A 21,925-nucleotide genomic window follows, 5' to 3' on the forward strand; every position below is an offset into this window, starting at 1 on the left:
GGCAGTGGTCCGCCGATCCTTCGATCGGCTCTGGCGGTCAACGGTTTTCGCATGGCGGGGCGCCTCAGCCGGTTTCCTGCGGCACCAGGGCCGCGCCGAGCCGGTCGAGCAGGGCGTCCACCCGCTCGGCCATCCCGGGACCGTCCCACCAGGACAGCGTCAGGTCGGTCCGGCCGTCGCCTTCGGTGGCGACGACGGACAACGCGGCGCCGGGCTCCATCGGGCACAGCACGTACCCGGCCGCCGCGGTGAAGCCGTCCGTGTGGAACCACCCGGGCCGCACCGGCCCCAGGTGGTACACCTCCGCCAGCAGGCTGTGCCGATCGTCGCGGCGCGCGCCGCGGTCGACCCGCCGGACGATGTGCCGCACCAGCGGCAGGGGTGCCTTGAGGATCTCCGCGCCCGGCGCGTCGACCCGGCAGGTCCGGTCCGCGAGCGCGGCGGCCAGCTGCCGGTCCACGTCCGGCCAGGCGTCACCGGCCCGCAGGTCCAGCGAGACGGCCAGCGAGAGGTTGCCCGTCGACCGGATCCCCGGGTGACCGGGGCGCACGTCGACCACGAAGCCGACCGGGGCGACCGCGTGCCCGGACAGCTCCACCAGCGCCGCGGCCAGCCGCGCCTCGAGCGCCGGGACGGTGCCCTCGATCGTGCGCCGCCGCCAGAGCTGCCGCCGCAGGTCCGCCCCGGGCGGAATGCCGAGCAGGGCAGGCATTTCGGCGTCCGACCCGGCTTCGCCCGCCTGCCGGTGGAGCGGATCGTCGAGGTCTTCGATGGTGGCGGCCGACGGGGCACCGGCCGGTTCTTCGCCGCGCAGGACCCGGAACACGTCACGGGCCCACCACAGCAGCCCGCGCGCGTCCATCACGGCGTGCCCGGCCCGGAACACCACCGTCGGCTGCGGTCCCGGGAAGAGCACCACCTCGCACGTGCGGCCCGCTCGCCCGGGCAGCGGCGTGCGCAGCTCGGGTGCGTCGGCCGGAACTCCGTGCGCCACCGTCACCGCGGGCGTGACGCCACTGTCGGCCCACGTGCGGCCGCGGCGGACGAGCCGGGCACCCGGACAGGCGCGGGACGCGATCGCCACCGCACGGCGCAGCTGCCCGAGGTCGACGTGCCCGGTGCCCTCGACGCACAGGTTCAGCGCCGCCGACACCTGGCGAGGGAAGCCGAGGAACCACCACTCGATCGGATCGATCCGGCGCGTGAAACCGGTGCCTTCGCTCATTTCAGTGCCCATTTCGGTGCCCATTTCAGTGCCCCGCCCCGGCCTGCACGGCCAGTTCGGCCACGTGCTCGACGGTCGTCCGGCGGATGATCTCGGGCAGCCGGTTGACGAACGCGCGCTCCCCGTCCGGGCCCTTGGCGTGCCGGGCGACCTGCGCGACCATGGTGATCAGCGACAGCGAGTCGCCGCCGAGCCGGTGGAAGTCGCTGGCGCCGTCCAAGCGGTCGACCTCGACACCCAGCACCTGCGACCAGATCCGCGCCACCGTGTCCTCCATGCCTTCGAGCGCCCCGCCGGCCACCGGCTCCGCGTCCCCGAACGGGTCCGGCAGCAACGCGGCCGCGATCTTGCCGTTCATCGAACGCGGGAACTCGGCGACCGGCACGATCGTCGCCGGCACCATGTAGCCCGGCAGCCGTTCGGCCAGGTAGCCGGTCAGCGCGCCGATGTCGACGGGCCCGGCCTCGGCGGTGACGTACCCGCACAACGTCTTGTCGCGGTGGCCCGGCCGCGTGCGCGCGACTACTACGGCGCCGGAGACGGCCGGGTGCGCTTCCATGGTCCGCGCGATCTCGGCGGGCTCGATGCGGTGGCCGAGCACCTTCAGCTGGTCGTCGATCCGCCCGCAAAACTCCAGGCCGCCGCCGGGCAGCCGGCGCACGATGTCACCCGTGCGGTAGACCCGGCTGCTGTCGGCGAGCCGGACGAACCGCTCGCGCGTCAGGTCGGGACGGCCCCGGTAGCCCCGGGCGAGCTGGCTACCGCCGATGTACAGCTCACCGGGCTCGCCGGGGGCGACGTAGCCGCGGCCGGCGTCGAGCACGTGGTAGGTGACGCCGTCGTACGGCACGCCGATCGGCACGGCCGCGCCCTCGTCGCGGCCGGCGTCGAAGTCGTGGTACCCGACGCCGATGGTGGCCTCGGCCGGTCCGTACATGTTGGTGATCAGGCAGTCCGGCCCGAACACCTCCCGGGCGCGCAGGGCCACCCCGCGGGTGAACTGCTCGCCGATGACCAGCAGCGTCCGCACCGAGCCCGGCCGCAGGTCCAGACGGGTGATGAGGTCGAGGTGCGACGGCGTGAGGGACAGCGTCGTGGCCCCGGCGTCGAGGACCTCCTGCAGGCCGAGGTGGCTGATCTCGTCGCGCAGCAGCTGCAGCGTGCCGCCCACGGTCAGCGGCAGGATCAGGGACAGCTGGGCGAGGTCGAAGGACAGCGAGCAGAGCAGCGGCAGCCGGGTGTCCGGGCCGATGCCGTGCGCCTTCGTCGCGCAGGTCGCGTACGCCGCGATGCTCCGGTGTTCGATTTCGACGCCCTTGGGCCGGCCGGTCGACCCCGAGGTGTAGACGACGTAGGCGAGGTCGCCGGGCGCCGGGGTGGCCGGCTCCAGGTCGGCGTCGCGCGGCAGGTCGTCGAGGACGAGCCCGGCGCAGCCGTCCGGGCGGTGGTCGCGCCGGTCGTGCGGGCGGGTGGCCAGGCAGGCCACGGCCTTCGCGTCGGCCAGGAGGGTCCGGATGCGCGCGTCCGGGTGCTTGGGGTCCATGGGCAGGTACGCGGCGCCGGCCATCAGGGTGCCCCACGCGCCGGCGACGGCGTCCACGGTCTTGTCCGCGAGCAGCCCGACCACGTCGTCGCGGCCGACGCCCAGCTCGCGCAGGGACTTCGCGACACCGCGCATCCGCCGGTCCAGCTCGGCGTAGGTGACTTCGCCGTCCGACCCGCGCACCGCGATGGCGTCCGGACGGCGGCGGACCTGGTCCACGAACCGGTCCACGATGCCCGGGCCCGGGTCCGGCAGCGCCGCGGACGTCAACCGGCCCTGCCCGCGGTGGGCGGCCGGGGCGAGCGCCTCGCCGACGGTGTCGAGCAGGGCGTCCACCCGGTCGGACATGCCGGGGCCGTCCCACCAGGCCACCGTGAGATCGGTGCGGCCGTCGCCCTCGGTCGCCACGACGGAAACCGGCGTGGCCGGCTCCAGCGGCGACACCATGTACGCGCCGGCGGCCTCGAACGTGCCGGTGTGGAACCACTCCGCCGGCACCCGGCCGAGGTTGTTCACGTTCGCCGTGGCGCTGAACCGGTCCTCCCGGCGGGCCGAGCGCTCGGCCCGCCGGATGAAGTACCGCAGCAGCGGGACGGGCGCCTTGAGGATGCTGGGATCCGGGGCGGACACCCGGCCGTCCCGCTCGCTCAGCGCGGCCAGCAGCCGCCGGTAGATCTCTTCCCACGAGTCACCGGCCGCCACGTCCAGGGACAGCACCAGCGACAGGTTGCCGGTGGACCGCAGTTCCGGGTGGAACGGGCGCAGGTCGAGGGGAAAGCGGATCGGCGCGGTGGAACGGCCGGAGAACGCCGTCACCGCGGCGGCCAGCCGGGCGCTCAGCGCCGGGAAGTTCCCGTCGACCGTCCGCCGCCGCCACACCTGCCGCCGGATGTCCGCGCGCGGCGGGATCCCGAGCAGGGACGGCACCTTGGAGGGCGTCTCGGCTTCGCCGGCCTGGCGGTAGAACGGGTTGTCGAGGTCCAGCACGGTTTCGGTGGAGCGCGCACCGGCCGGTTCCTCGCCGCGCAGCGCGCGGAACACGTCCCGCGCCCAGAGGATCAGCCCGCGCCCGTCCATCACCACGTGGCTGGCCCGCAGCACCACGGTCGGCTCGGGACCGTCGAGCAGCAGCACCTCGCAGTTCGCGCCCGAGCGGCCGGGCAGCGGCGAACGCAGTTCGGGCGCGGCGCACGGGTCCGCGACGCCGGAGACCACCTTGACGGCCGGGGCGACACCTCCGTCGACCCAGCGGCGGCCGCGGCGGACGAGCCGGGCGCCCGGGCAGGCTTCGGAAGCGACGGCCACCGCGCGGCGCAGGCTCTCGACGTCCAGCCGGCCGGTGCCCTCGACGCAGAAGTTCGTGACCGGCGACATCTTCGCCGGGAAGCCGAGGAACCACTGCTCGATCGGGCACACCTGCCGCGTGAAGGCGGCGTCTTCCGGTAGACGATCGGTCATCGCCGTGCTCCGTCCCGCTTCAGTCGACTACTCCGGATCGGAGTCTGCATCCCGCGAACGGCCGGTCACAACAAATCGGCGCAGGTCTAGGAAAAGTCCCCGAAGCAGCCGCGCGCCGGGGCCGGACCGCCGCTGTCTAGGGATTTCTCGCCCCGGCCGCGACCTACGCTTCCGAAGTGGACATCTCAGATACCGAAGCCGCACTCTGGATCCGCCGCTTCGACGGCGCGCCGGACGCGCCGGCCCGGCTGGTCTGCTTCCCGCACGCGGGTGGCGCGGCGAGCTTCTTCCAGCCGGTGGCCCGCGCACTGGCGCCCGCCGCGGACGTGATCTCGCTGCAGTACCCGGGGCGGCAGGACCGGCGCCGGGAGCCGGTCATCTCCTCGGTCGAGGAGTACGCCGCGCGGCTGACCGCCGTGCTGAGCGGGCTGCCGCCGAAGCCGACCGTCTACTTCGGACACAGCATGGGCGCGATCCTCGCTTTCGAGGTGGCGCACCGCCTGGCGGCCGGGGGTGGCGACGCACCGGCGTCGCTGGTCGCGTCCGGTCGCCGCGGCCCGGCGACCGTCCGCGAAGAGTTCGTGCACCGGCTCGGCGACGACGGCATCATCGCCGAGGTCCAGGAGCTCGGCGGCACCGACACGGCCCTGCTGGACGACGAAGAGATCCGCCGGATGGCGCTGCCCGCCATCCGGGGCGACTTCACCGCCATCGAAACCTACAGCTGCCCGCCGGATCGGCTGGTGCCCTGCCCGATCACCGTCTTCATCGGCGACACCGACCCCAAGGTGACGGCCGAAGAGGCCCGGACGTGGCAGCAGCACACGACCGGCGCCTTCGCGATGCACGTCTACCGCGGCGGCCACTTCTTCCTGGTGGAGCACTCCGCGGACGTGCTGGCGCGGCTGCGGGCCGAGCTGGCCCGCGTCGCCGCCACCCCCGCCGTCCGGGCCTGACCCACGCCGGGCCCGGTGACCGTCCCCACCGCAACGAGGAGGTATCCGCTGTGCCGGCCAGGAAAGTGACGTTGATCGGCGGGCCCGCCGGCCTGCCCGCGAACGATCGGACCCGCGAGGTGACCACCGGGCTCGAGGAGAAGCTGAAGATCCCGCACGGAGCGGGCTACGAGCACTTCAGCCACGACGGCGAGTTCTCGGTGGTGGACGGGGCCGAGGCGGCCGTCTTCCGCTGGTGCGGGAGCACCCGCGTCGCCGAGTGAAAACCGCGGGTGAGCCGGTGTCCCCCAGCACCGGCTCACCCGCGGTTCACCGGAGCCCACGCGTGCCGCCCGTGCACGGAAAAGTGCCGTGGTGGTACCCCTCGCGAGGGGTACCACCACGGCACTTGTCTTCCGGAGGTCCGTCAGGTCACCACGCCGGGGACGACCCGGGGCGGCCAGCAGTCGGCGGCGAGCAGGCCCATCGAATACGCCCGGGAAACCAGGGCCGGCCGGTTCGACACCCGCAGCTTCCGCAGCATCGAGCCGACGTGGTACTCCACGCCCTGGCGGCTCAGGTACAGGCGGCTGGCCAGCTGCACGGTGGACGCGCCGGCGGCCACCCCTTCCAGGATCCGCCCGTCGAGCTCGGTCAGCAGCGCCTTGCGGGCGCGCGACCGGCGGCGGCCCTGCTCGGGGACTTCGGCCTCCTCGGCGATCACGCCGTCCGGGCAGACCAGCACGACGATCGACGACAGCTCGTCGGTCTCGCCGCGCACCGCCACCGCGGTCAGCTCACCGGAGAACAGGTTGTCGGGCCCGTACATGCCGAGCACGCGCTCGGCGAAGCGGTTGTGGCCGTGTTTCACCAGACCGGCGAAGTGCCGGTCCAGCACGGCCTGGGTGCCCGGGTGCAGCAGCTCGTAGAGCCCGCGTCCGCAGACGTCGGCGGAGCTCCGGCCGAACTGCTCGAAGAACTCGTCGTTGGCCGCCACCACGGTCAGGTCCGGCAGCAGGCTGGCCATGCAGGTCTTGGTGTCGGCACCATCGGACGGGTTCGGCTTCGCGGCGAGACCGGAACCTGGTACCGCAGTCGCACTTTCCATCATCACCATCACCGACTTTCCGGCGGTACCCGACGTGGGACCGCCCTCAACCTGGCTCGCGGCAGCGGTTTCCCCGGCCACCGCGCCCGGCTCGCTCTCAGTGAGACCGTCTTCCTGCGGGCAGCGCCGCAGAAGTCCTGTTTCGTGTCAACGCATGCCCGCCGCGCGGCGGACCGCCGCCCGAACAGCCGTCAGCGCGGCCAGCGGCTCGAGCCCGCGGCCTCGGCGCCGCCGTCGCGGCCGGCCGGCGGGCCGGAACCACTCGCGCCGGCGACGGCGATCTCCCGGAGGAGCTGTATTGCGTCCGCGGTGAGCTCTGTTCTGTTCCGGGCAGGCAAGATCGGCTCCTTCCTCGATCGCGTTCGAAGCTCGCGTGGCGACCACACCGGGGCGTCCGGAACGACGGGACCGGCCGGCACGACGCCGGATCGGCGTCACCGATCGGCGAGCCTCCACCGGTACCGGGCACCTCACTCCCGTGGCGGCCGGACCGCGTTGGTGCCGGCCCGGCGTCGCACGTGACGACGATCTTCTCGACGTTTCGCCTCGTTGATCGCTTGTTTTGGACGCTACTTGGGTTCGTATGGCTTTGGCAAGGCTTCGTGTGACTACGACCGCGATTTACCGACGATGTCAACGTTTTCCCCAGTAAAGTGACCACGAACCCGCATGGAAGGGCCAGAAGTCACAGAAACCGGCATCAAACCAACACAGCGCGTTGGCTTTGTTCTCGCGAACCGTTACGCTGGGCAACAGACCGATTCGGCCCCACCGCGCCGACACACGGAGTCCGCACCACCAAAGGCGATGACGATGTACGCAGAAGAACGGCAGCGCGTGTTCCTGGACCGGGCGCGGACCAACGGCCGCGTCGACGTGGCCGAGCTGGCCGCCGAATTCTCGGTCACCACCGAAACCGTGCGCCGCGACCTCACCGTACTCGAACGGCACGGCCTCCTGCGCCGCGTCCACGGCGGCGCGATCCCCGTCGAGCGCCTCGGCTTCGAACCCGCCCTCGCCACCCGCAACACGCTCATGGCCACCGAAAAGGACCGGATCGCCAAGGCCGCCATCGCCGAAATCCCCGAAGAAGGCGCCATCCTGCTCGACGCCGGCAGCACCACCGCCCGCCTCGCCGAGCACCTCCCCGCGGACCGGGAACTGACCGTCGTCACCAACTCCGTGACCATCGCGATGACGCTGTCCACCCGCCCGCACATCACCCTGATGCTGGTGGGCGGGCGGCTGCGCGGCCGCACCCTCGCCGTCGTCGATTCCTGGGCCCTGCAGGCCCTGCGGGACACCTTCGTCGAGGTCGCCTTCATGGCCACCAACGGACTGTCCCTCGAGCGCGGGCTCACCACCCCCGACAACGCCGAGGCCATGGTCAAACGGGCCTCCATCAGCTGCGCCCGCCGCACCGTCCTGCTCGCCGACCACACGAAGGTCGGCAACGACCACTTCGCGCGCTTCGCCGACCTGTCCGACGTGGACACGTTCATCACCGACGACGGGATCGACAAGCACGTGGCCCGGGACCTGGCCGGCGCCGGTCCGCGCCTGGTCATCGCCTGAGCGCGGCACCACCCGGCCCGTCGCCGCACCGCGGACCGTTCCACCTGTTCCGAGCGTAGATCGATCATCGCCGCGCGCCACCCGAGCCCGGCACTGCTGCCCGATCGACCGGCGGCGGTGCCCGAACGCACCCACCGAAGTCCGGGCATGACGAACGCCGCGGCTCCGCCCGGGGTGGGCGAAGCCGCGGCGAAGTACCCGCGTGGGTTTCCGGTGAGCCGTCCGGACAGTGACCAGAACGGCTCACCGGAAGTCTCTGGGCCGCCGGCGCGCGCCCGGGGTCCGGAGTGGACACCGCGAGCGCCTGGTGGCCCGGCCGGCCTGGGGGTCGCCGGCCGGGCCGCCGGGCATCAGCCGGCCGGTTGCCCGGCCGAGTCGAGGTCGCGCGCCAGCAGCTCGGCGATCTCCGCCACGGCTTCCGCCGCGCCTTCGCCCTCGGCCGTGACCAGCACCTCTTCGCCACCGCGGACGCCGAGAGCCATCACGCCGAGGATGCTGGCCGCGTCCACCAGCTGCTCCTCGCTGCGGCCGATCTTCACCGGCACCGGCTGCCTGGCCGCCGCCTCGACGAGGAGCTTGGCCGGCCGCGCGTGCAGCCCGACGGCCGAACCGATCACCACTTTTTCACTGGGCATACCCGTGTTCCCATCTGGTTTGGAAGCGCGTTGCGCGGCGACGGACCCGACGCCCGCTCAACGGCCCGGCTTGGCGGCGAACTCGGCCGCGACCTGGCGGGCCTTCGGCGCGTCGGGCGCGGAGAGCACCTCGCGGGCGAGGATTTCGCACTGCTCGAGCGTGTAGTCGGTCAACGCGGCGCGGACCGCGGGGACCGCGGACACCGACATCGACAGGCTGGTGATGCCGAGGCCGGCGAACACCGGGGCCAGCCCCGGGTCGCTGGCCGCCTCGCCGCAGATGCCGGCGGGCTTGCCCGCGTCCTTGGCCGCCGCCGCGACGTTCGCGACGAGCGCCAGCAGCGCCGGCTGCCAGGGGTCCAGCAGCTCCCCCAGCTCGCCCAGCATCCGGTCCGCGGCGTAGGTGTACTGCGAGAGGTCGTTGGTGCCGATGCTGACGAAGTCCACCTCCGCCAGGACCTCCGCCGCCCGGATCGCCGCGGCCGGCACCTCGATCATGACGCCGGCCTGGCCGATGCCGTGCTCGCGGGCCAGGTCGCGGAAGGCCGCGGCCTCCGACGGCGTGGCGATCATCGGGGCCATCACCCGCACGTCCGCGTCGTGGTCGGCGGCCGCGAGGCTGATCGCCCGCAGCTGCGCACCGAGCAGCTCCGGGTGGCGGACGCCGACGCGGTAGCCGCGCACGCCGAGGGCGGGGTTGGGTTCGTCCTCGGTGTTGGCGAACGGGATGTACTTGTCGGCCCCCGCGTCCAGCGTCCGGATGACCACCGGGCGGCCGGAGAACCCGCGCAGCACCTCGCCGTACGCCGCGCGCTGCTCCTCGACCGCCGGGGCCTCCGTGCGGTCCAGGAACAGGAACTCGGTGCGGAAGAGCCCGACCCCTTCGGCGTCGGCGGCGGCTTCGGCCGCGGCCCCGCCGACGCTGCCGACGTTGAGCAGGAGCTTGACCGGGTGGCCGTCGGCGGTGGCACCGGGACCGCTGTGCCGGGCCAGTTTCTCCTTCAGCGCATCGGCTTCCGCCCGGACCTGGCGGACGTGCTCGTCCGTCGGGTCCACGACCACCGTGCCCCGCCCGCCGTCGACCGCGACCCGCTGCCCGGCCTCGAGGCCCGCGGCGCCGGCACAGCCGACCACCGCCGGGATCCCGAGCGCCCGGGCGACGATCGCCGTGTGGCTCGTCGGGCCGCCCTTCTCGGTGACGATGCCGAGCACCTTCGCCGGGTCGAGCAGGACCGTGTCGGCCGGGGCGATGTCCTGGCCCACCAGGACGAACACCCCGTCGACGTCGGGGATGCCGGGCGGCTCCAGGCCCAGCGCGGCGGCGATCGCCCGGTCCCGGATGTCGATCAGGTCGGCCGCCCGCTCGCCGATGTAGCCGCCGATGCTCTCCAGCGCGGCGACGTGCTTGCCGAAGGCGTCGGAGATCGCCCACGCCGCCGGCCGCCCGTTGTCCACCGAGGCGCGGATGCCCGCCGTCAGCGAGGCGTCCTTGGCCATCATGATCTGGGTGTCCATGATGGACTTCGACTCGCCGCTGACCGAAGCCGCGCGCTTCTCCAGGTCCGCCACCGCCGCGTCGAGCGCTTCGGTGGCGGCCGCCAGTTCGGCTTCCGGGGCCGCCGGGGCGTCCCAGTGCTCCGGGAGCACCGGGGGCGGGGTCAGCCGCACCACCGGGCCGGCGGCCGCACCCGGGCTCGCCGGGTTGCCGCGCAGTTCGTCAACCAACTCTGGTCGCCTCCTCGTCGTCGCCCGCCCCGCTCACGCGGCGTCGGACGCGCCCGGCTCGATGGTCACCTTGATGGCCTCGCCGCTGCTGACGATGTCGATCGCGCGACGCACCTCCGACAGCGGCAGGTGGTGGGTGATCAGATCGGCGACCGGGACCCGGCCCGAGGAAATCAGCTCCAGCGCCTGGCGGTTGTGCTCGGGGCTCGACCCGTTGGCGCCGTAGATGGTCAGCTCGCGGTAGTGCACGAGGTTCGAATCGCACGCGATGATCGGGTTGTCCTTCGGCAGGCCGCCGAAGAAGCTGATCCGGCCCCGGCGCGCGGTCATCTTGAGCGCGTCCTCCTGGGCCTTGCCCGCCGCCGCCGCCGTGATGACCACGTCGGCGCCGTCGCCCCCGGTGAGCTCCAGGATCTTCGCCACCGGGTCGACCTCGGCGCCGCAGATCGCGGCGTCCGGCTTGACCAGCTCCGCCGCCATGTCCAGCCGGCCGCGGTTCAGCTCGACCAGGTACACCGCGGCCGCGCCCTTGGCGCGGGCGAGCCGCACGTGCAGGCAGCCGATCGGGCCGGCGCCGACGACCACGACGACGTCGCCCTCGCCGACCTGCGCGAAGTTCTGCCCGTTGAGGACGCACGCCAGCGGTTCGGCGACCGAGGCCTCGGCGTAGCTGACGTCGTCGGGGATCCGGTTGACGCCGTCGACCTTGAGCACCTGCTTCGGCACGATCATGTACTCGGCGAACCCGCCGTCGAAGTGGTAGCCCATCGACAGCTGGTTGGGGCAGACCTGCTGCAGGCCCTTGCGGCACTGCTTGCACTCGCCGCACGGGATCGCCGCGATCACCTGGACGCGGTCGCCGGAGCTCCAGCCGGAGACGTTCGCGCCGGTCTCGACGACCTCGCCGGCGATCTCGTGGCCGATCACCCGCGGCGGGTCGATGTGGTGGTGCCCGTGCTTGAAGATCTTCAGGTCCGTGCCGCACGTGGAGGTGTTGTGTACCCGGATCTTGATCTCGTCCGGGCCCGGGTTCGGCTCGTCGGCCTCTTCGACCCGCAGATCGCCTGGCGCGTAGAAACGTGCCACCTTCATTCGGAGAACTCCTCGTCCATCTGGTTCAACAGTCGCAAGATCGTCTCGGCGTCCGGCGCCTCCCGCAGCTGCCGCGCCTGCTCGCCGTCCATCAGGATCCGGGCCAGCGAGGACAGGATGCCGACCTGCTCCGATCCCTTGGCGGCGATGCCGACGCACAGCCGCACGTCGTTGCCGTCCCAGTCGACCCCGCCGGGGAACTGGAGGACCGCGAGCCTGGTCCGCTTCACGAACCGGCGGGACTCGTCGGTGCCGTGCGGGATGGCGACGTTTTCGCCGATGTACGTCGACACCGAGCGTTCGCGCTCGTGCATCGCGTCGAGGTAGCCCGGCTCGACCGCGCCCAGTTCCAGCAGCTTGCGGCCGACCTGGGTGATCGCGTCGGCCTGGTCGGTGGCGGTGCAGCCGACCAGGACGGACTCGGCGCCGAGGATGGGAGCGTCAGTCGGCAAGGGAACCGCCGTCCCGGATCGCCGTCTCGACCTGGTCGAACACCGGGTCGCCCAGGAAGCTTTGGAACCCGAGGATCACCGCCGAGGCGTTGGCCTTGCGGGCCCGCTTGACCAGGGTGCTCTGGCACAGCACGACCTGCGCGTCACCCGGGATGTCGTTGACCGGCGTGTGCTCGACCTTGACCGAGTAGGGCTTCAGCCGCTTGGCGAGCTGGGACGCGACCATCACGCTGCTGCCCATGCCGGCGTCGCAGGCGATGATGACCTTCTTGACTTCCTTGCCTTCGATGCTGCTCACAACCGCACTTCCTTCCTTCGATCGACGATGATCGCCAAGCCTGACCGTCAAGCGACGGCCCCGCCGTTCGCCACGGCCAGTTCGCGTTCCTCCCGGCGGGCGTCCCTGCCGAACTTCAGCAGGACCGCGGCGATGACGAACGACACGACCGCGGCGGCGAGCACGCCGGCGATGACCCCGACGTAACCGCCCTTCGGCGTCACCGCGAGGACCGCGATGATGCTGCCCGGCGACGGCGTCGCCGTCAGGCCCGCGCCGAAGATGCTGAACGTCGCGACCCCGGCGGCGCCACCGGCGATCGCGGCCAGGATCAGGCGCGGGGTGGCCAGGATGTACGGGAAGTAGATCTCGTGGATGCCACCGAAGAACTGGATGATGATCGCGCCGGGCGCGGTGGCCCGCGCGCTGCGGGCGCCGAAGAAGGTCAGCGCCAGCAGGATGCCGAGGCCCGGGCCGGGGTTCGGCTCGATGAGGAACTCGATGGCCTTGCCGTCGTGCAGCGCGTCGGCGACGCCCAGCGGGCTGAGCACGCCGTGGTTGATGGCGTTGTTGAGGAACAGCACCTTCGCGGGCTCGACGATGATCGAGACCAGCGGGAGCAGGTGGGCGTCGATCAGGGCCTGCACGCCGTGCCCGAGGCCCTTGGTGATGCTCTGCACGACCGGGCCGATGCCCAGCAGGCCGAGCACCGCCAGCGCGCCGCCGATGATGCCGGCGCTGAAGTTGTCGACGAGCATCTTGAAGCCCGGCGCGGTCTTGCTGCCGACCTTCTCGTCCCACAGCTTGATCAGGAAGCCACCGAGCGGACCGACGATCATCGCGCCGAGGAACATCGGGATCGAGGCGCCGACCGCGATCCCGACCGTCGCGACCGCACCGACGACCGCACCGCGCTGGCCGTGGACCAGGCGGCCGCCGGTGTACCCGATCAGGACCGGCAGCAGGAAGTTGATCATCGGGTCGACGAGCTCGGCGATGTGCGCGTTGGGCGTCCACCCGCTCGGGATGAACAGCGCGGTGATCAGGCCCCAGGCGATGAACGCCCCGATGTTCGGCATGACCATGCTGGCGAGCTGACCGCCGAAGCGCTGGATCGAGACCCGCGCGCGCTCCGCCCTCGACGGAGTTTCCTCGTCGATCTCCGTAGTGGTAGTCATCGTTGGCTTCCTCTTCTGGAAAGGTGTTTTGAGGGTTTCGCCATCAGCCGATGGCGGATACCGGAGCGAACCGGTTCTCGCCTGCGCCGCAGGCGCTATTCGCGAACCTTCTCGTCCCAGCCGGGCTGCGGGTCCATCCGCACTCGACGTGCTTCCACGTCTTCGGGCCCCGGCATCGTGCTCCCCGGGAGCGACACCGCGGCCGCACCCCAGGCGACGGCGGTGGCCAGCGCCTGCGGGCCACTCCCCCCTGCCGCCAGGAAACCGGCGAGCATCGCGTCGCCGGCACCGACCGAACTCCGCGGTTCGGCCGATGCGTTGGCGCACCAGATCCCCGCGTCTTCGACCAGCACGGCACCCTTGCTGCCGAGACTGGCCAAAACCTTGCCCGCACCGAGCGAACGCAGCTCCTGCGCCGCGTCGACGACGTGCCGCACGGTGTCGAGCCGACGGCCGACCGCTTCCTCGAGCTCGTCGAGGTTCGGCTTGACCAGCGCCGGCCCGGCCTTCACCGACGCGCGGAACGCCGGGCCGCTGGTGTCGACGACGACCTGGACACCGGTGGGGGCCAGCCGCCCGATCAGGGCGGCGTAGAAGTCTTCGTCCACCCCGGGCGGCAGGCTGCCCGCCGCCACCACCCACCGCGCGTCGGCCACGTTGGCCAGCAGCACGTCGCACATGGTCTCGATCTCCCGCGCCGACAGCCGCGGGCCGATCTCGTTCAGCTTCGTCACCGTGGCGTCCGGCTCGACGACACTGATGTTGCTGCGCACGGGTTCTTCCGTGCGCACCCGGACCACGTCGATGTCGCAGTGCTCGAGGAGGCTGATCAGCTGATCGCCTTCGGCGCCACCGGCGGGGACCACGGCCCGGGCCTGGTGTCCGTTGCGGACCAGCGCCCGCGCGACGTTGATGCCCTTGCCGCCCGGTTCGACGGTGGCGCCGGCGGCCCGGTGCAGGCCACCCCGGGTGAGCCGATCCACCTCGACCGTGCGGTCGACGCTCGGGTTCGCCGTCAGGGTCACGAACACTTCAGCACACCTCCGCCGAGAACCACTTTGATTTGAGTGATGTTGCCTGCGTTCGTCTGTGTTTGCAAGCCCCAATCGTGACGGAGACCTCACCGTTACCGATTGCCTGCGGACCGTCGGCTCGTCTACCGCAGCACTGGCACGCTCGGCAAGTCCGGAGCACCGCGCCCGCAGGCGCAAAACCAACACAAAACCACATCGCGGTCGGCGTGCCGATCCACCTTGCTCACGTGCGGTTTCCCGGGTTCGCGGCCGGGACGGCACCCGGACGGCCGTCAAGCCGGGACGCCACTCGACACACCGGCTCGCTGCCGGTTCCGCTAGCTACAGGGTGAACATCCTGATGGCCCGCGATTTCCGCTCGCGCTCCCCACCGGACCCATCGCGGGCCGCCGAGCCAACACCGGGAACCCACGCCGGAGCGAGCCGGGGGCCACACCGCGGTCTCGCCGGGCCGAGAGCTGTGGCCGTCATCTGGATTCGCACCCGATCCCAAGCCGGACGGTCGCGGCCCGCCTGTCTGCTCCCACAGTTCTAGACATTTCCACGGGGTTCGCGCGCCTACGCTCAGGCCCATGGCGAGCCAACTGCTGGCGACCTCGGAGGTGCTCACGCAGGTGAGCGGACAAGCCCGGCCCGAGGACGCGATCCTGCGCGAGTTGCGTGAAGAAACCGCGTCGCTGCCGACGGCGACGCGGGTGTCCGCCGAGGAAGGCCGGTTGCTCGAGCAGCTGGTCGAGCTCACGCGGGCGCGGACGGTGGTGGAGGTCGGCACCTCCACCGGGTACCGCACCTTGTGCATCGCCCGGTCGCTGCCCCGCCACGGCCTGCTGATCACCTGCGACACCACCGCCCGGTGGCCCGCGCTCGGCCGGCCGCACTGGCGGCGCGCCGGCGTCGCGGACCGGATCGACCTGCGGATCGCCCCGGCGGCCGCGGTGCTCGACGCGCTGTTCGCCGAGTACGGGCCCGGCACGTTCGACCTGGTCTTCCTCGCCGCCGGCCACCCGGGTTCCGCCGCGCTCTACGACGCGGCACTGACGCTGCTGTCGCCGGACGGCATCCTCGTCATCGCGGGCACCCCGCCCGCCGCCGGCCCCACCACGAGCGAGTTCGACCGCATCGTGCGGACCGACCCGCGGGTGGAGACGTCACTGCTCCCGACGGGCGACGGCCTCACCCTGGTCCGCAAGGCTTGTTGAAGGAGCACGACTAGGTCCGGACGATCGGCGATCCGGCCCTACCACCGCCGCCGAAGCCGCGCCCGGCAGCGGTTGCGGGAAGGTTCGTCAACAGCGTCGTCAACAGCGCGAGCTGAACCCGATACCCTCGGGGCTCCCGCGGGATCCGTGCAGACACTCCGATGGGACGGGTAGATGAGCACGACTACCGAACCTCACGACAGCGAGCACAGAACGGCCCGACCTGACGCGGCCGAAGACGCGGTCACCGTGCGCGCGACTGATGACCACCTCGACGCCCAGGCCGCCGGACAGCTCATCGCTGCGCCGGCGGCGCTCCGGTGGCGACCACGTTCGTGGTGGACCTCTCCGCGGTCACCCAGCTGACGCTCGAAGCCGCCGAAGAGCCGGCCGGAGTCATCGCCGACCTCCACGGCGTCGCTTTCCTTTCCTCGGCGGGACTGGCCGCGTTGCAGATCTCGCCGCAGCGGCCGAAACCGCCGGAGTCGGCTTCGGCCTGGTGAGCGACCACCGCATCGTGCTTCGCCCGCTGCAGCCGACCGCCCTCGACCGCACGATGACCATCCGGCCGACCGTCGCCGACGCGCGCGCCTGGCTCACCGGCCGCTCCTAGCCCGGCTACGCCCCTACGTTGCAGCACACTACGTCACACTCCTTCTACCGTCCGCACACTAGTTACCCCCGGACGGGTGAGCAACGGTCGGCAAGGCATTCGGCTCTGGCACCGCCCTTGACCGGAGAGCAGACTGACGTCAAGTCACCAGACAGCGGCCTCCGGGCCCGAGTTCGGGAGGCCAGGTCTGCGGCGGTTCAGACCAGAGCCACCGCAGACCGTCCCACCCAAGCCCACAGCACGGCCGCGCACATCGCCGACACCGCCCGCTTCGCCCACCCCGGCGTCACCGCGGCCCTGACCCACCCGCTTCTGCGAACGCTTCGCCGACCAAGCCGTCTCGGTCGCCGAGCGCCTCGACTTCGCCGGCACCGGCGACCTGCCTCAGTAGCCGGCTTCTGGTTCGGGGCACTGGAGCCGGGCCCAGACGAGCTTGCCGTCGTCGTGGTGGCCCACCCCCACGAGACACTCACGTGGTCGACCAGCGCCAGACCACGACCACCACTGCCGGCGTCCGGAACGCGCAGCCGCGGCGTCCCGGTCCCCGTGTCAGCGACTGCGATCGTCACCCGGCAAGGACTTTCCGTGCGGTGGATCCGCAGCTCACGGGGACCGCCGGCATGCACATGAGCGTTCTCCAGCAGCTCAGCCACCACCACCGGAACGTCGACCCGGTGCGGTGCGTCAAGAGTCGCCAGCAATGCGTCGGCCCACCGGCGCGCGCCCGTCAGGTCCGACAGACCAGCTCCGCCGAGTTCGAGGACTCGCCACCCAGCTCGGTCGGTGCCCTGCCAGGTCACTTCCACTTCGCGAATCCTCCCGCCACTGTCCCCCCACGAGTGCGGCTTCAGCAGTGGCTACCCGTGACTCCGGCGCCTAATCGAGACGCTGCCGGGCCACTCCCGCGGCAGCCGGCGCGGTCACCCGCAAACCCGGGTCGGGCGTCGCAGTCGCGGCGTAGCGGCAGCACACAAGCCGGTCCGTGGGTCGCCGTCGTCATGGTGCGGAGCAGCCCGGCAGTGGCGAGCCGCACATCGGCGGATTCGACACAGTTTGCCGAGACCGTCGTGCGGTATCCGGGCCGCATCCACCCTGAGGAGGGCCATGCTCCCGTCAAGCGCGTCCGCGCTCGCCGCCACCGCGGGCGCCGTGCGGTTGCTCGCCCGCGAAAACGCTTACACCTCGCTGCGCGACCTGCCCCGCCTGCTCCGGCACCCGGTGTGGCGCACCGGCCGCGAAGACCGTGGACACGGACTCGGCGTGCTGCTCGTCCCCGGCTTCTGCGTCGGCTCCCCCAGCCTCGCCCTGACCCGCCGGTGGCTCCAGGCCCGCGGATTCACACCGCGGAACGCCGACATCGGCTTCGACATCGGCTGCACCGGCGAGCTGGTCGACCAGCTCGAAGCGCAGCTCACCGAACACGTCCGCGACACCGGAGGCCGCGTCGTGCTGCTCGGGCACAGCCGCGGCGGCGGTCTCGCCCGGCTGGCTGCCGCCCGTCGACCTGACCTCGTGCGCGGGTTGCTCATGCTCGGCTCGCCGGTGGTGGACCCCCTGGGCGCCCACCCCGTCGTCCTCGGCGCGGCCCGCCTGCTCGCCCGGCTCTCCGCCGCCGGGCTGCCCGGACTCCTGACCGCCGACTGCCTCACCGGTGGCTGCCGCGACGACCACGTGGCCGGCCTGGCGGCCCCGCTGTCCCCCGGCGTCCCGGCGGTGTCGGTGTTCTCCCGCCGCGACGCGATCGTGCCGTGGCAGTCCTCCCTCGACCCCAGCGCCACCCACGCCGAGGTCGGCAGCACCCACCTCGGCCTGCCCCTGGACCCCGACGTGTACACGGCGATCGAACCCGTTCTCACCGCCTGGGCCGACGACACCGATGAGCACGCCCTCGCCCAGGTGGGCTGAACAGCGGATCGCCAGGCTTGCTTCCCATCACGACGGTTGGACGGGGCTGACCGGGGTACTCGCCCAGTGAGGCAGGCAGCCACCACCGACGCCGGATCCCCGTGGTCCGCCCTCGACGTGGCCTCGGGTTCAACCTCAGCTCGCGCGTCGCCGGCCAACGCGATCATCAAAGCAGGTTGAAGGGGCTTCCCATGGTTGAAGGCGACGTGCACACCTACTTCGAAGAGGGCCACTGGAAGAACCGGGTCGAGGGCGGCGTCCGCGCTTCCAACACCTCGCTGCACCGGGTGGACTCCGTGCTGACCGGCCGCCAGACAGCGAAGAAACGACGTGTCAGCCACTTCATCCACGACTGCGACGGCGGAATCGAGAGCGAAAAGAGCTTTCGGCCCCGCACGTCGAGGCGCTGAGCAGTCAGCCCGGCGGCTCTGGTGCAACGACTTCCGGCCGGCACGTCGGGACGATCGTCCACATGTGAAATCCCTTTCGGACGTCTGCCGACCGCGACAAGAGCCGAAACAGCGGCTACAGTGCTGGAAAGCGTGGTTGAGCCTGCTAGCTGCGTACCATCCTCGCCCGGCGGCGCATGTCACGGCGAGGTGCCGGGCCTCCCCCTTGTTGCGCTCAACTCTTCTCGGTGGCCGCACCGACGCTTCGCCCCGAATCTTTCGGGAGCACCCAGCCATGCCTGCACCATTTCCGAATTCCGCATATCCATCACCCGTGGCGAAGCGGAAATCCATCCACCAATACGCCGAAATGATCCTGACCGTGCGGCTCGTCCCGTGGCGGCACGACCTGGCGATCATCACCGCCGCCGGAGAAATCGACACCGGATCCGTCCGGCTGCTGCAGCGGGCGCTGTGGCAGGATTCGCCGGCTTGCCTCGTGCTGGAGTTGTCCCGGGTGACCTTCCTCGGCTCGGCCGGGTTGCGTGCTCTCGCAGGCGCCGCGAGCCGGGCCCGCGCCGAGCACCGCCGCATCGGGATCGTCTCCACAACCCGGGCGGTCCTTCGGCCACTGCGGATCTTCGGCATCGACACCCACGTCGCGGTCTACCCGATCCTCGCCGACGCCCTGCGCGAAGTCCCGCTGTCCCCGCCGCCGACGGCCGCGATTCCGGGTCGCTGACCCCTCGGCGCCTTCAGAATCCACCAGGCGCGCTGTCCCGGCGGACCGGCCCTCCGTCGCGAACCCCATGTGCTGATCGACCCCGATGTGGGTATCCGGCAGTGTCGAAACAGGGCGGGAGGCGGGGATGAACCGCAGCGAACACGGGACCGAGGCCGACACCGGGCTCGCCGAGGTCCTCGGCCGGATCGCGCGCACGCTGCAAGCCGAGCCGGACGTCGACACGACGTTGCAGGCGATCGTGAAGGCCGCCGTCGACCACGTCGACGGTGCTGAGCAGGCCGGGATCTCCCTCGCCGAACGCCGGGGACGCATCCGGACCGTCGCCCCGACCGCAGACCTGGTCGTCGAGATCGACCGGATCCAGTACCGCACCCGCGAAGGCCCGTGCGTCGACGCCATCGCCGAACACGAAATCTTCCGCGTCGACGACCTCACCACCGAGCCCCGTTGGCCGCAGTTCGCGCCGGTCGCCGCCCGCACCGGGGTGCGGTCGATGCTGTCCTACCGGCTGTTCCTCACCGACAGCACCCTCGGCGCCCTCAACCTTTACTCGGGCCACCCGGACGCCTTCAGCGACCGCACCGAGCAGGACGGCCGGATGTTCGCTACCCACGCCGCGATCGCACTGTCCGCCGCCCAGCAGGAGGCCCACCTCCGCGCGGCGGTCGAGCACCGCGACACCATCGGCATGGCCAAGGGCATCCTGATGCAGCGCCACGACGTCGACCCGGTGGGGGCGTTCCGGATGCTCGTCGATGCCTCTCAGCAGGGCAACATAAAGCTGCACCAAGTCGCCACCTGGCTCGTCGAACACCGCCGAGAGCTGTGAGCGACGCACGTCACCCCCGCCGGCGTCGTCGCCGGGGAACACCCGGCCGCTCCGGGCGTTGTAAGGGGTGTCGGTACGGCGGAGTCCCCCGGGCCTCACCCCTTCCGCCTTCCCGGACCACCGGTTCACGCCGGAGCCGGGTCGCGCCACTCGCCGAGAGGCGGCCCCCGTACCGACCCTTCAGCCGCCGCTTCCGCTCGCAGGGTCCCCCCACCCTTCGCCGAGCGGAAGCGGTGCTTCTTCGCCGATCCGGTCAGGTCAGCGGCTGGCCGCCCGTGACCCCCAGGACTTCGCCGGTTACGTAACTGGACTCCTGGGAAGCGAAGAACACGAACGCCGGGGCGAGTTCGGCCGGCTGCCCGGCGCGGCCCATGGGGGTCTGCTCGCCGAAGGAGTCCACCTTCTCCGCCGGCATGGTGGCCGGGATCAGCGGGGTCCACACCGGACCCGGCGCCACCGAATTCACCCGGATACCCTGGCCGGCCAGGTCCTGGGCCAGCCCCTTGGTGAAGTTCACGATTCCCGCCTTGGTCGTGGCGTAGTCCAGCAGCTCAGGCGACGGCTGGAACGCCTGGATCGACGAGGTGTTGATGATCGTCGATCCCCTCGGCATGTGCGGCACGGCGGCCTTGCACAGCCAGAACATCGCGTACAGGTTGGTCTTCAGCACCCGGTCGAACTGCTCGGTGGAGATCGCGAGCAGGCCTTCCTCCTGGGCCATCTGGTAGGCGGCGTTGTTCACCAGCACGTCGATACCGCCGAGCTCGGACACCGCCGTGTCGATGATCTTCGTGCAGTGCCGCTCGTCGCGGATGTCCCCGGGCACCAGCACGACCCGCCGGCCCGCCTCGCGCACCAGCGCCGCCGTGCGCTCGGCGTCGTCCTGCTCCTCCGGCAGGTACGACAACACCAGGTCCGCGCCCTCCCGGGCGAACGCGATCGCCACCGCACGGCCGATCCCGGAGTCCCCGCCGGTGATCACCGCCCGGCGTCCCTCGAGCCTTCCGCTGCCGCGGTAGGACTCCTCACCGTGGTCCGGTGCCGGGTCCATCGCCTCGCCAGAGCCCGGGTGCGGCTGCTGCTGCCCCTCCTGCTCTTCCGGGCTCGGGTGCCGCTCCGCGGTCTCCTGGCTGTGCTGGTCTTCCGCCATATCCGCCTCCTCAAGGTCGTCCCGGTGCCTATACCCGGTCCGGCGCGGTCCAAGCCGCGGTCAAGATCCCACCGGGGGGCACAGCTCCCCAGACCCGCTGAGCCCGGGAGCGCGCTGGACGCTCCCGGGCTCAGCTCGGACTGTCCGCTCCACCGGAAAGAGCGGTCCGGAACCGATCAGCGGCGATCGGCGCGCTGACGAGCACCGGCCTTGGCCAAGCCGCGGCTGATCATGTAGCCGATGGCGAGGAACGTGATGTAGCGCAACGCTTGCTCGGCGTTGAACGGGTCACCACCGGTGCCGGCGTCACCGTCGACCGTCAGGGCCGTGATCACGATCGCCACGACACCCGCCAGGAATACGAAAAACTCGGTCGTCTTGAAAGCCGGTTTCGGTTCCAGCCGGTGGTGACCGCAGAAGCAGTACGCAGCACCAAGAAGGAAACACAGGAGAGAAGGGAAAGGCACATCATCGGATCGCCCGCAGCGGCTGGGCAGTAGTGCCGCGCGGGTACCGCAGTCCCATCGGATTGGCAGGTGGTTCTCGGTTACGAGTAAGCCTGCCGCATCATCTCCCTCGAAGACCAGCTCCACGAAGCCCGACGACGCAACACCAGCCTCCACCCCGCCGACTGAACCCGCGAGGTGTACCACCGACACCCGCAGGTGGTACACCTCGATCCGACCGGAGCGGTGTCGACGTCAACCCGGTTCCGGCCGAGGGCCGGCGAACCGAAGACTCCCGGCGGCGGCACAGCGAACGAACGCACCCACGACGCCTGCGGCAACGAGGGCGATGACCAAGATCGCGACCATGCCGTCGTCGTCGCGTTCGGTGACGATGCCAGTGGCGCTGGAA

General features: G+C 71.6%; 22 protein-coding genes. 9 read left to right on the forward strand and 13 right to left on the reverse strand.

Annotation, left to right across the window (positions count from 1 at the left end):
• Window positions 1-64: 64 nt before the first annotated feature.
• Window positions 65-1,225, reverse strand: a complete 1,161-nt coding sequence (locus tag ACLJPY_RS02115; protein ID WP_410586254.1) for a hypothetical protein — start codon at window positions 1,223-1,225, stop codon at window positions 65-67.
• Window positions 1,226-1,250: 25 nt separating this feature from the next.
• Window positions 1,251-4,226 (reverse strand): amino acid adenylation domain-containing protein, encoded by a 2,976-nt coding sequence (locus ACLJPY_RS02120; RefSeq protein WP_410586255.1) that lies wholly within the window; start codon window positions 4,224-4,226, stop codon window positions 1,251-1,253.
• A 176-nt stretch (window positions 4,227-4,402) separates the two neighbouring features.
• Here ACLJPY_RS02120 and ACLJPY_RS02125 point away from each other — a divergent pair, with 176 nt between their 5' ends.
• Both ACLJPY_RS02125 and ACLJPY_RS02130 read left to right on the forward strand, forming a co-directional pair.
• Window positions 4,403-5,182, forward strand: a complete 780-nt coding sequence (locus tag ACLJPY_RS02125; protein ID WP_410586256.1) for a thioesterase II family protein — start codon at window positions 4,403-4,405, stop codon at window positions 5,180-5,182.
• Window positions 5,183-5,232: 50 nt separating this feature from the next.
• The gene (locus ACLJPY_RS02130) at window positions 5,233-5,445 is read left to right on the forward strand and encodes a DUF5988 family protein (protein ID WP_410586257.1); all 213 of its coding nucleotides are present in this window, start codon (window positions 5,233-5,235) and stop codon (window positions 5,443-5,445) included.
• A gap of 143 nt (window positions 5,446-5,588) precedes the next feature.
• Here the strand turns inward: ACLJPY_RS02130 and ACLJPY_RS02135 are convergent, their stop codons facing one another.
• Window positions 5,589-6,188 carry a LuxR C-terminal-related transcriptional regulator gene (locus tag ACLJPY_RS02135; protein WP_410586258.1) on the reverse strand — a complete coding sequence of 200 codons (600 nt, stop codon included), beginning with the start codon at window positions 6,186-6,188 and terminating at the stop codon, window positions 5,589-5,591.
• A gap of 894 nt (window positions 6,189-7,082) precedes the next feature.
• Between ACLJPY_RS02135 and ACLJPY_RS02140 the strand changes: the two genes are divergently transcribed.
• On the forward strand, window positions 7,083-7,844 hold the full coding sequence (locus tag ACLJPY_RS02140; RefSeq protein WP_410586259.1) for a DeoR/GlpR family DNA-binding transcription regulator: 762 nt from the start codon (window positions 7,083-7,085) through the stop codon (window positions 7,842-7,844).
• A gap of 350 nt (window positions 7,845-8,194) precedes the next feature.
• Here ACLJPY_RS02140 and ACLJPY_RS02145 read toward each other — a convergent pair whose 3' ends face one another.
• The 7 genes from ACLJPY_RS02145 to pfkB all read right to left on the reverse strand — a co-directional run bounded on the left by ACLJPY_RS02145 (window position 8,195) and on the right by pfkB (window position 14,234).
• On the reverse strand, window positions 8,195-8,479 hold the full coding sequence (locus tag ACLJPY_RS02145) for an HPr family phosphocarrier protein (RefSeq protein WP_410586260.1): 285 nt from the start codon (window positions 8,477-8,479) through the stop codon (window positions 8,195-8,197).
• A 57-nt stretch (window positions 8,480-8,536) separates the two neighbouring features.
• The gene (gene ptsP, locus ACLJPY_RS02150; RefSeq protein WP_410586261.1) at window positions 8,537-10,204 is read right to left on the reverse strand and encodes a phosphoenolpyruvate--protein phosphotransferase; all 1,668 of its coding nucleotides are present in this window, start codon (window positions 10,202-10,204) and stop codon (window positions 8,537-8,539) included.
• A 33-nt stretch (window positions 10,205-10,237) separates the two neighbouring features.
• Window positions 10,238-11,296, reverse strand: coding sequence for a zinc-dependent dehydrogenase (locus tag ACLJPY_RS02155; RefSeq protein ID WP_410586262.1), 1,059 nt, complete (start codon window positions 11,294-11,296; stop codon window positions 10,238-10,240).
• Window positions 11,293-11,748: a PTS sugar transporter subunit IIA gene (locus ACLJPY_RS02160; protein WP_410586263.1), complete on the reverse strand. Its 456-nt coding sequence runs from the start codon at window positions 11,746-11,748 to the stop codon at window positions 11,293-11,295. The genes ACLJPY_RS02155 and ACLJPY_RS02160 overlap by 4 nt, the downstream gene beginning before the upstream one ends.
• The gene (locus ACLJPY_RS02165; RefSeq protein WP_020638014.1) at window positions 11,738-12,046 is read right to left on the reverse strand and encodes a hypothetical protein; all 309 of its coding nucleotides are present in this window, start codon (window positions 12,044-12,046) and stop codon (window positions 11,738-11,740) included. Before ACLJPY_RS02165 ends, ACLJPY_RS02160 begins: the two co-directional genes overlap by 11 nt.
• A gap of 47 nt (window positions 12,047-12,093) precedes the next feature.
• Complete coding sequence (gene mtlA / locus ACLJPY_RS02170) at window positions 12,094-13,203, reverse strand: mannitol-specific PTS transporter subunit IIC (protein ID WP_410586264.1); 1,110 nt, start codon at window positions 13,201-13,203, stop codon at window positions 12,094-12,096.
• Window positions 13,204-13,298: 95 nt separating this feature from the next.
• Entirely contained in the window at window positions 13,299-14,234 is a 936-nt protein-coding gene (gene pfkB / locus ACLJPY_RS02175; RefSeq protein ID WP_410586265.1) for a 1-phosphofructokinase, read from the reverse strand.
• 575 nt (window positions 14,235-14,809) lie between these two features.
• Here pfkB and ACLJPY_RS02180 point away from each other — a divergent pair.
• Entirely contained in the window at window positions 14,810-15,436 is a 627-nt protein-coding gene (locus tag ACLJPY_RS02180) for an O-methyltransferase (protein ID WP_410586266.1), read from the forward strand.
• Window positions 15,437-15,756: 320 nt separating this feature from the next.
• A complete protein-coding gene (locus ACLJPY_RS02185; protein ID WP_410586267.1) occupies window positions 15,757-15,939 on the forward strand; it encodes a hypothetical protein in 183 nt (60 codons plus the stop codon).
• 307 nt (window positions 15,940-16,246) lie between these two features.
• Here the strand turns inward: ACLJPY_RS02185 and ACLJPY_RS02190 are convergent, their stop codons facing one another.
• Window positions 16,247-16,855 carry an ATP-binding protein gene (locus tag ACLJPY_RS02190; protein ID WP_410586268.1) on the reverse strand — a complete coding sequence of 203 codons (609 nt, stop codon included), beginning with the start codon at window positions 16,853-16,855 and terminating at the stop codon, window positions 16,247-16,249.
• A gap of 298 nt (window positions 16,856-17,153) precedes the next feature.
• Between ACLJPY_RS02190 and ACLJPY_RS02195 the strand changes: the two genes are divergently transcribed.
• The 4 genes from ACLJPY_RS02195 to ACLJPY_RS02210 all read left to right on the forward strand — a co-directional run bounded on the left by ACLJPY_RS02195 (window position 17,154) and on the right by ACLJPY_RS02210 (window position 19,917).
• Window positions 17,154-17,954 (forward strand): esterase/lipase family protein, encoded by an 801-nt coding sequence (locus tag ACLJPY_RS02195; protein WP_410586269.1) that lies wholly within the window; start codon window positions 17,154-17,156, stop codon window positions 17,952-17,954.
• Between the two features lie 191 nt (window positions 17,955-18,145).
• Entirely contained in the window at window positions 18,146-18,364 is a 219-nt protein-coding gene (locus ACLJPY_RS02200) for a DUF2188 domain-containing protein (protein ID WP_410586270.1), read from the forward strand.
• A 313-nt stretch (window positions 18,365-18,677) separates the two neighbouring features.
• The gene (locus ACLJPY_RS02205; protein WP_410586271.1) at window positions 18,678-19,085 is read left to right on the forward strand and encodes an STAS domain-containing protein; all 408 of its coding nucleotides are present in this window, start codon (window positions 18,678-18,680) and stop codon (window positions 19,083-19,085) included.
• A 127-nt stretch (window positions 19,086-19,212) separates the two neighbouring features.
• Window positions 19,213-19,917 (forward strand): GAF and ANTAR domain-containing protein, encoded by a 705-nt coding sequence (locus ACLJPY_RS02210; protein WP_410586272.1) that lies wholly within the window; start codon window positions 19,213-19,215, stop codon window positions 19,915-19,917.
• A 253-nt stretch (window positions 19,918-20,170) separates the two neighbouring features.
• Here ACLJPY_RS02210 and ACLJPY_RS02215 read toward each other — a convergent pair whose 3' ends face one another.
• Both ACLJPY_RS02215 and ACLJPY_RS02220 read right to left on the reverse strand, forming a co-directional pair.
• Window positions 20,171-21,067, reverse strand: a complete 897-nt coding sequence (locus ACLJPY_RS02215; protein ID WP_410586273.1) for an SDR family oxidoreductase — start codon at window positions 21,065-21,067, stop codon at window positions 20,171-20,173.
• 176 nt (window positions 21,068-21,243) lie between these two features.
• Window positions 21,244-21,726: a hypothetical protein gene (locus tag ACLJPY_RS02220; RefSeq protein ID WP_410586274.1), complete on the reverse strand. Its 483-nt coding sequence runs from the start codon at window positions 21,724-21,726 to the stop codon at window positions 21,244-21,246.
• Between the last annotated feature and the right edge of the window lie 199 nt (window positions 21,727-21,925).

The sequence above is a fragment of the Amycolatopsis sp. lyj-23 genome, from assembly GCF_046549135.1.
Taxonomy (GTDB): Bacteria; Actinomycetota; Actinomycetes; order Mycobacteriales; family Pseudonocardiaceae; genus Amycolatopsis.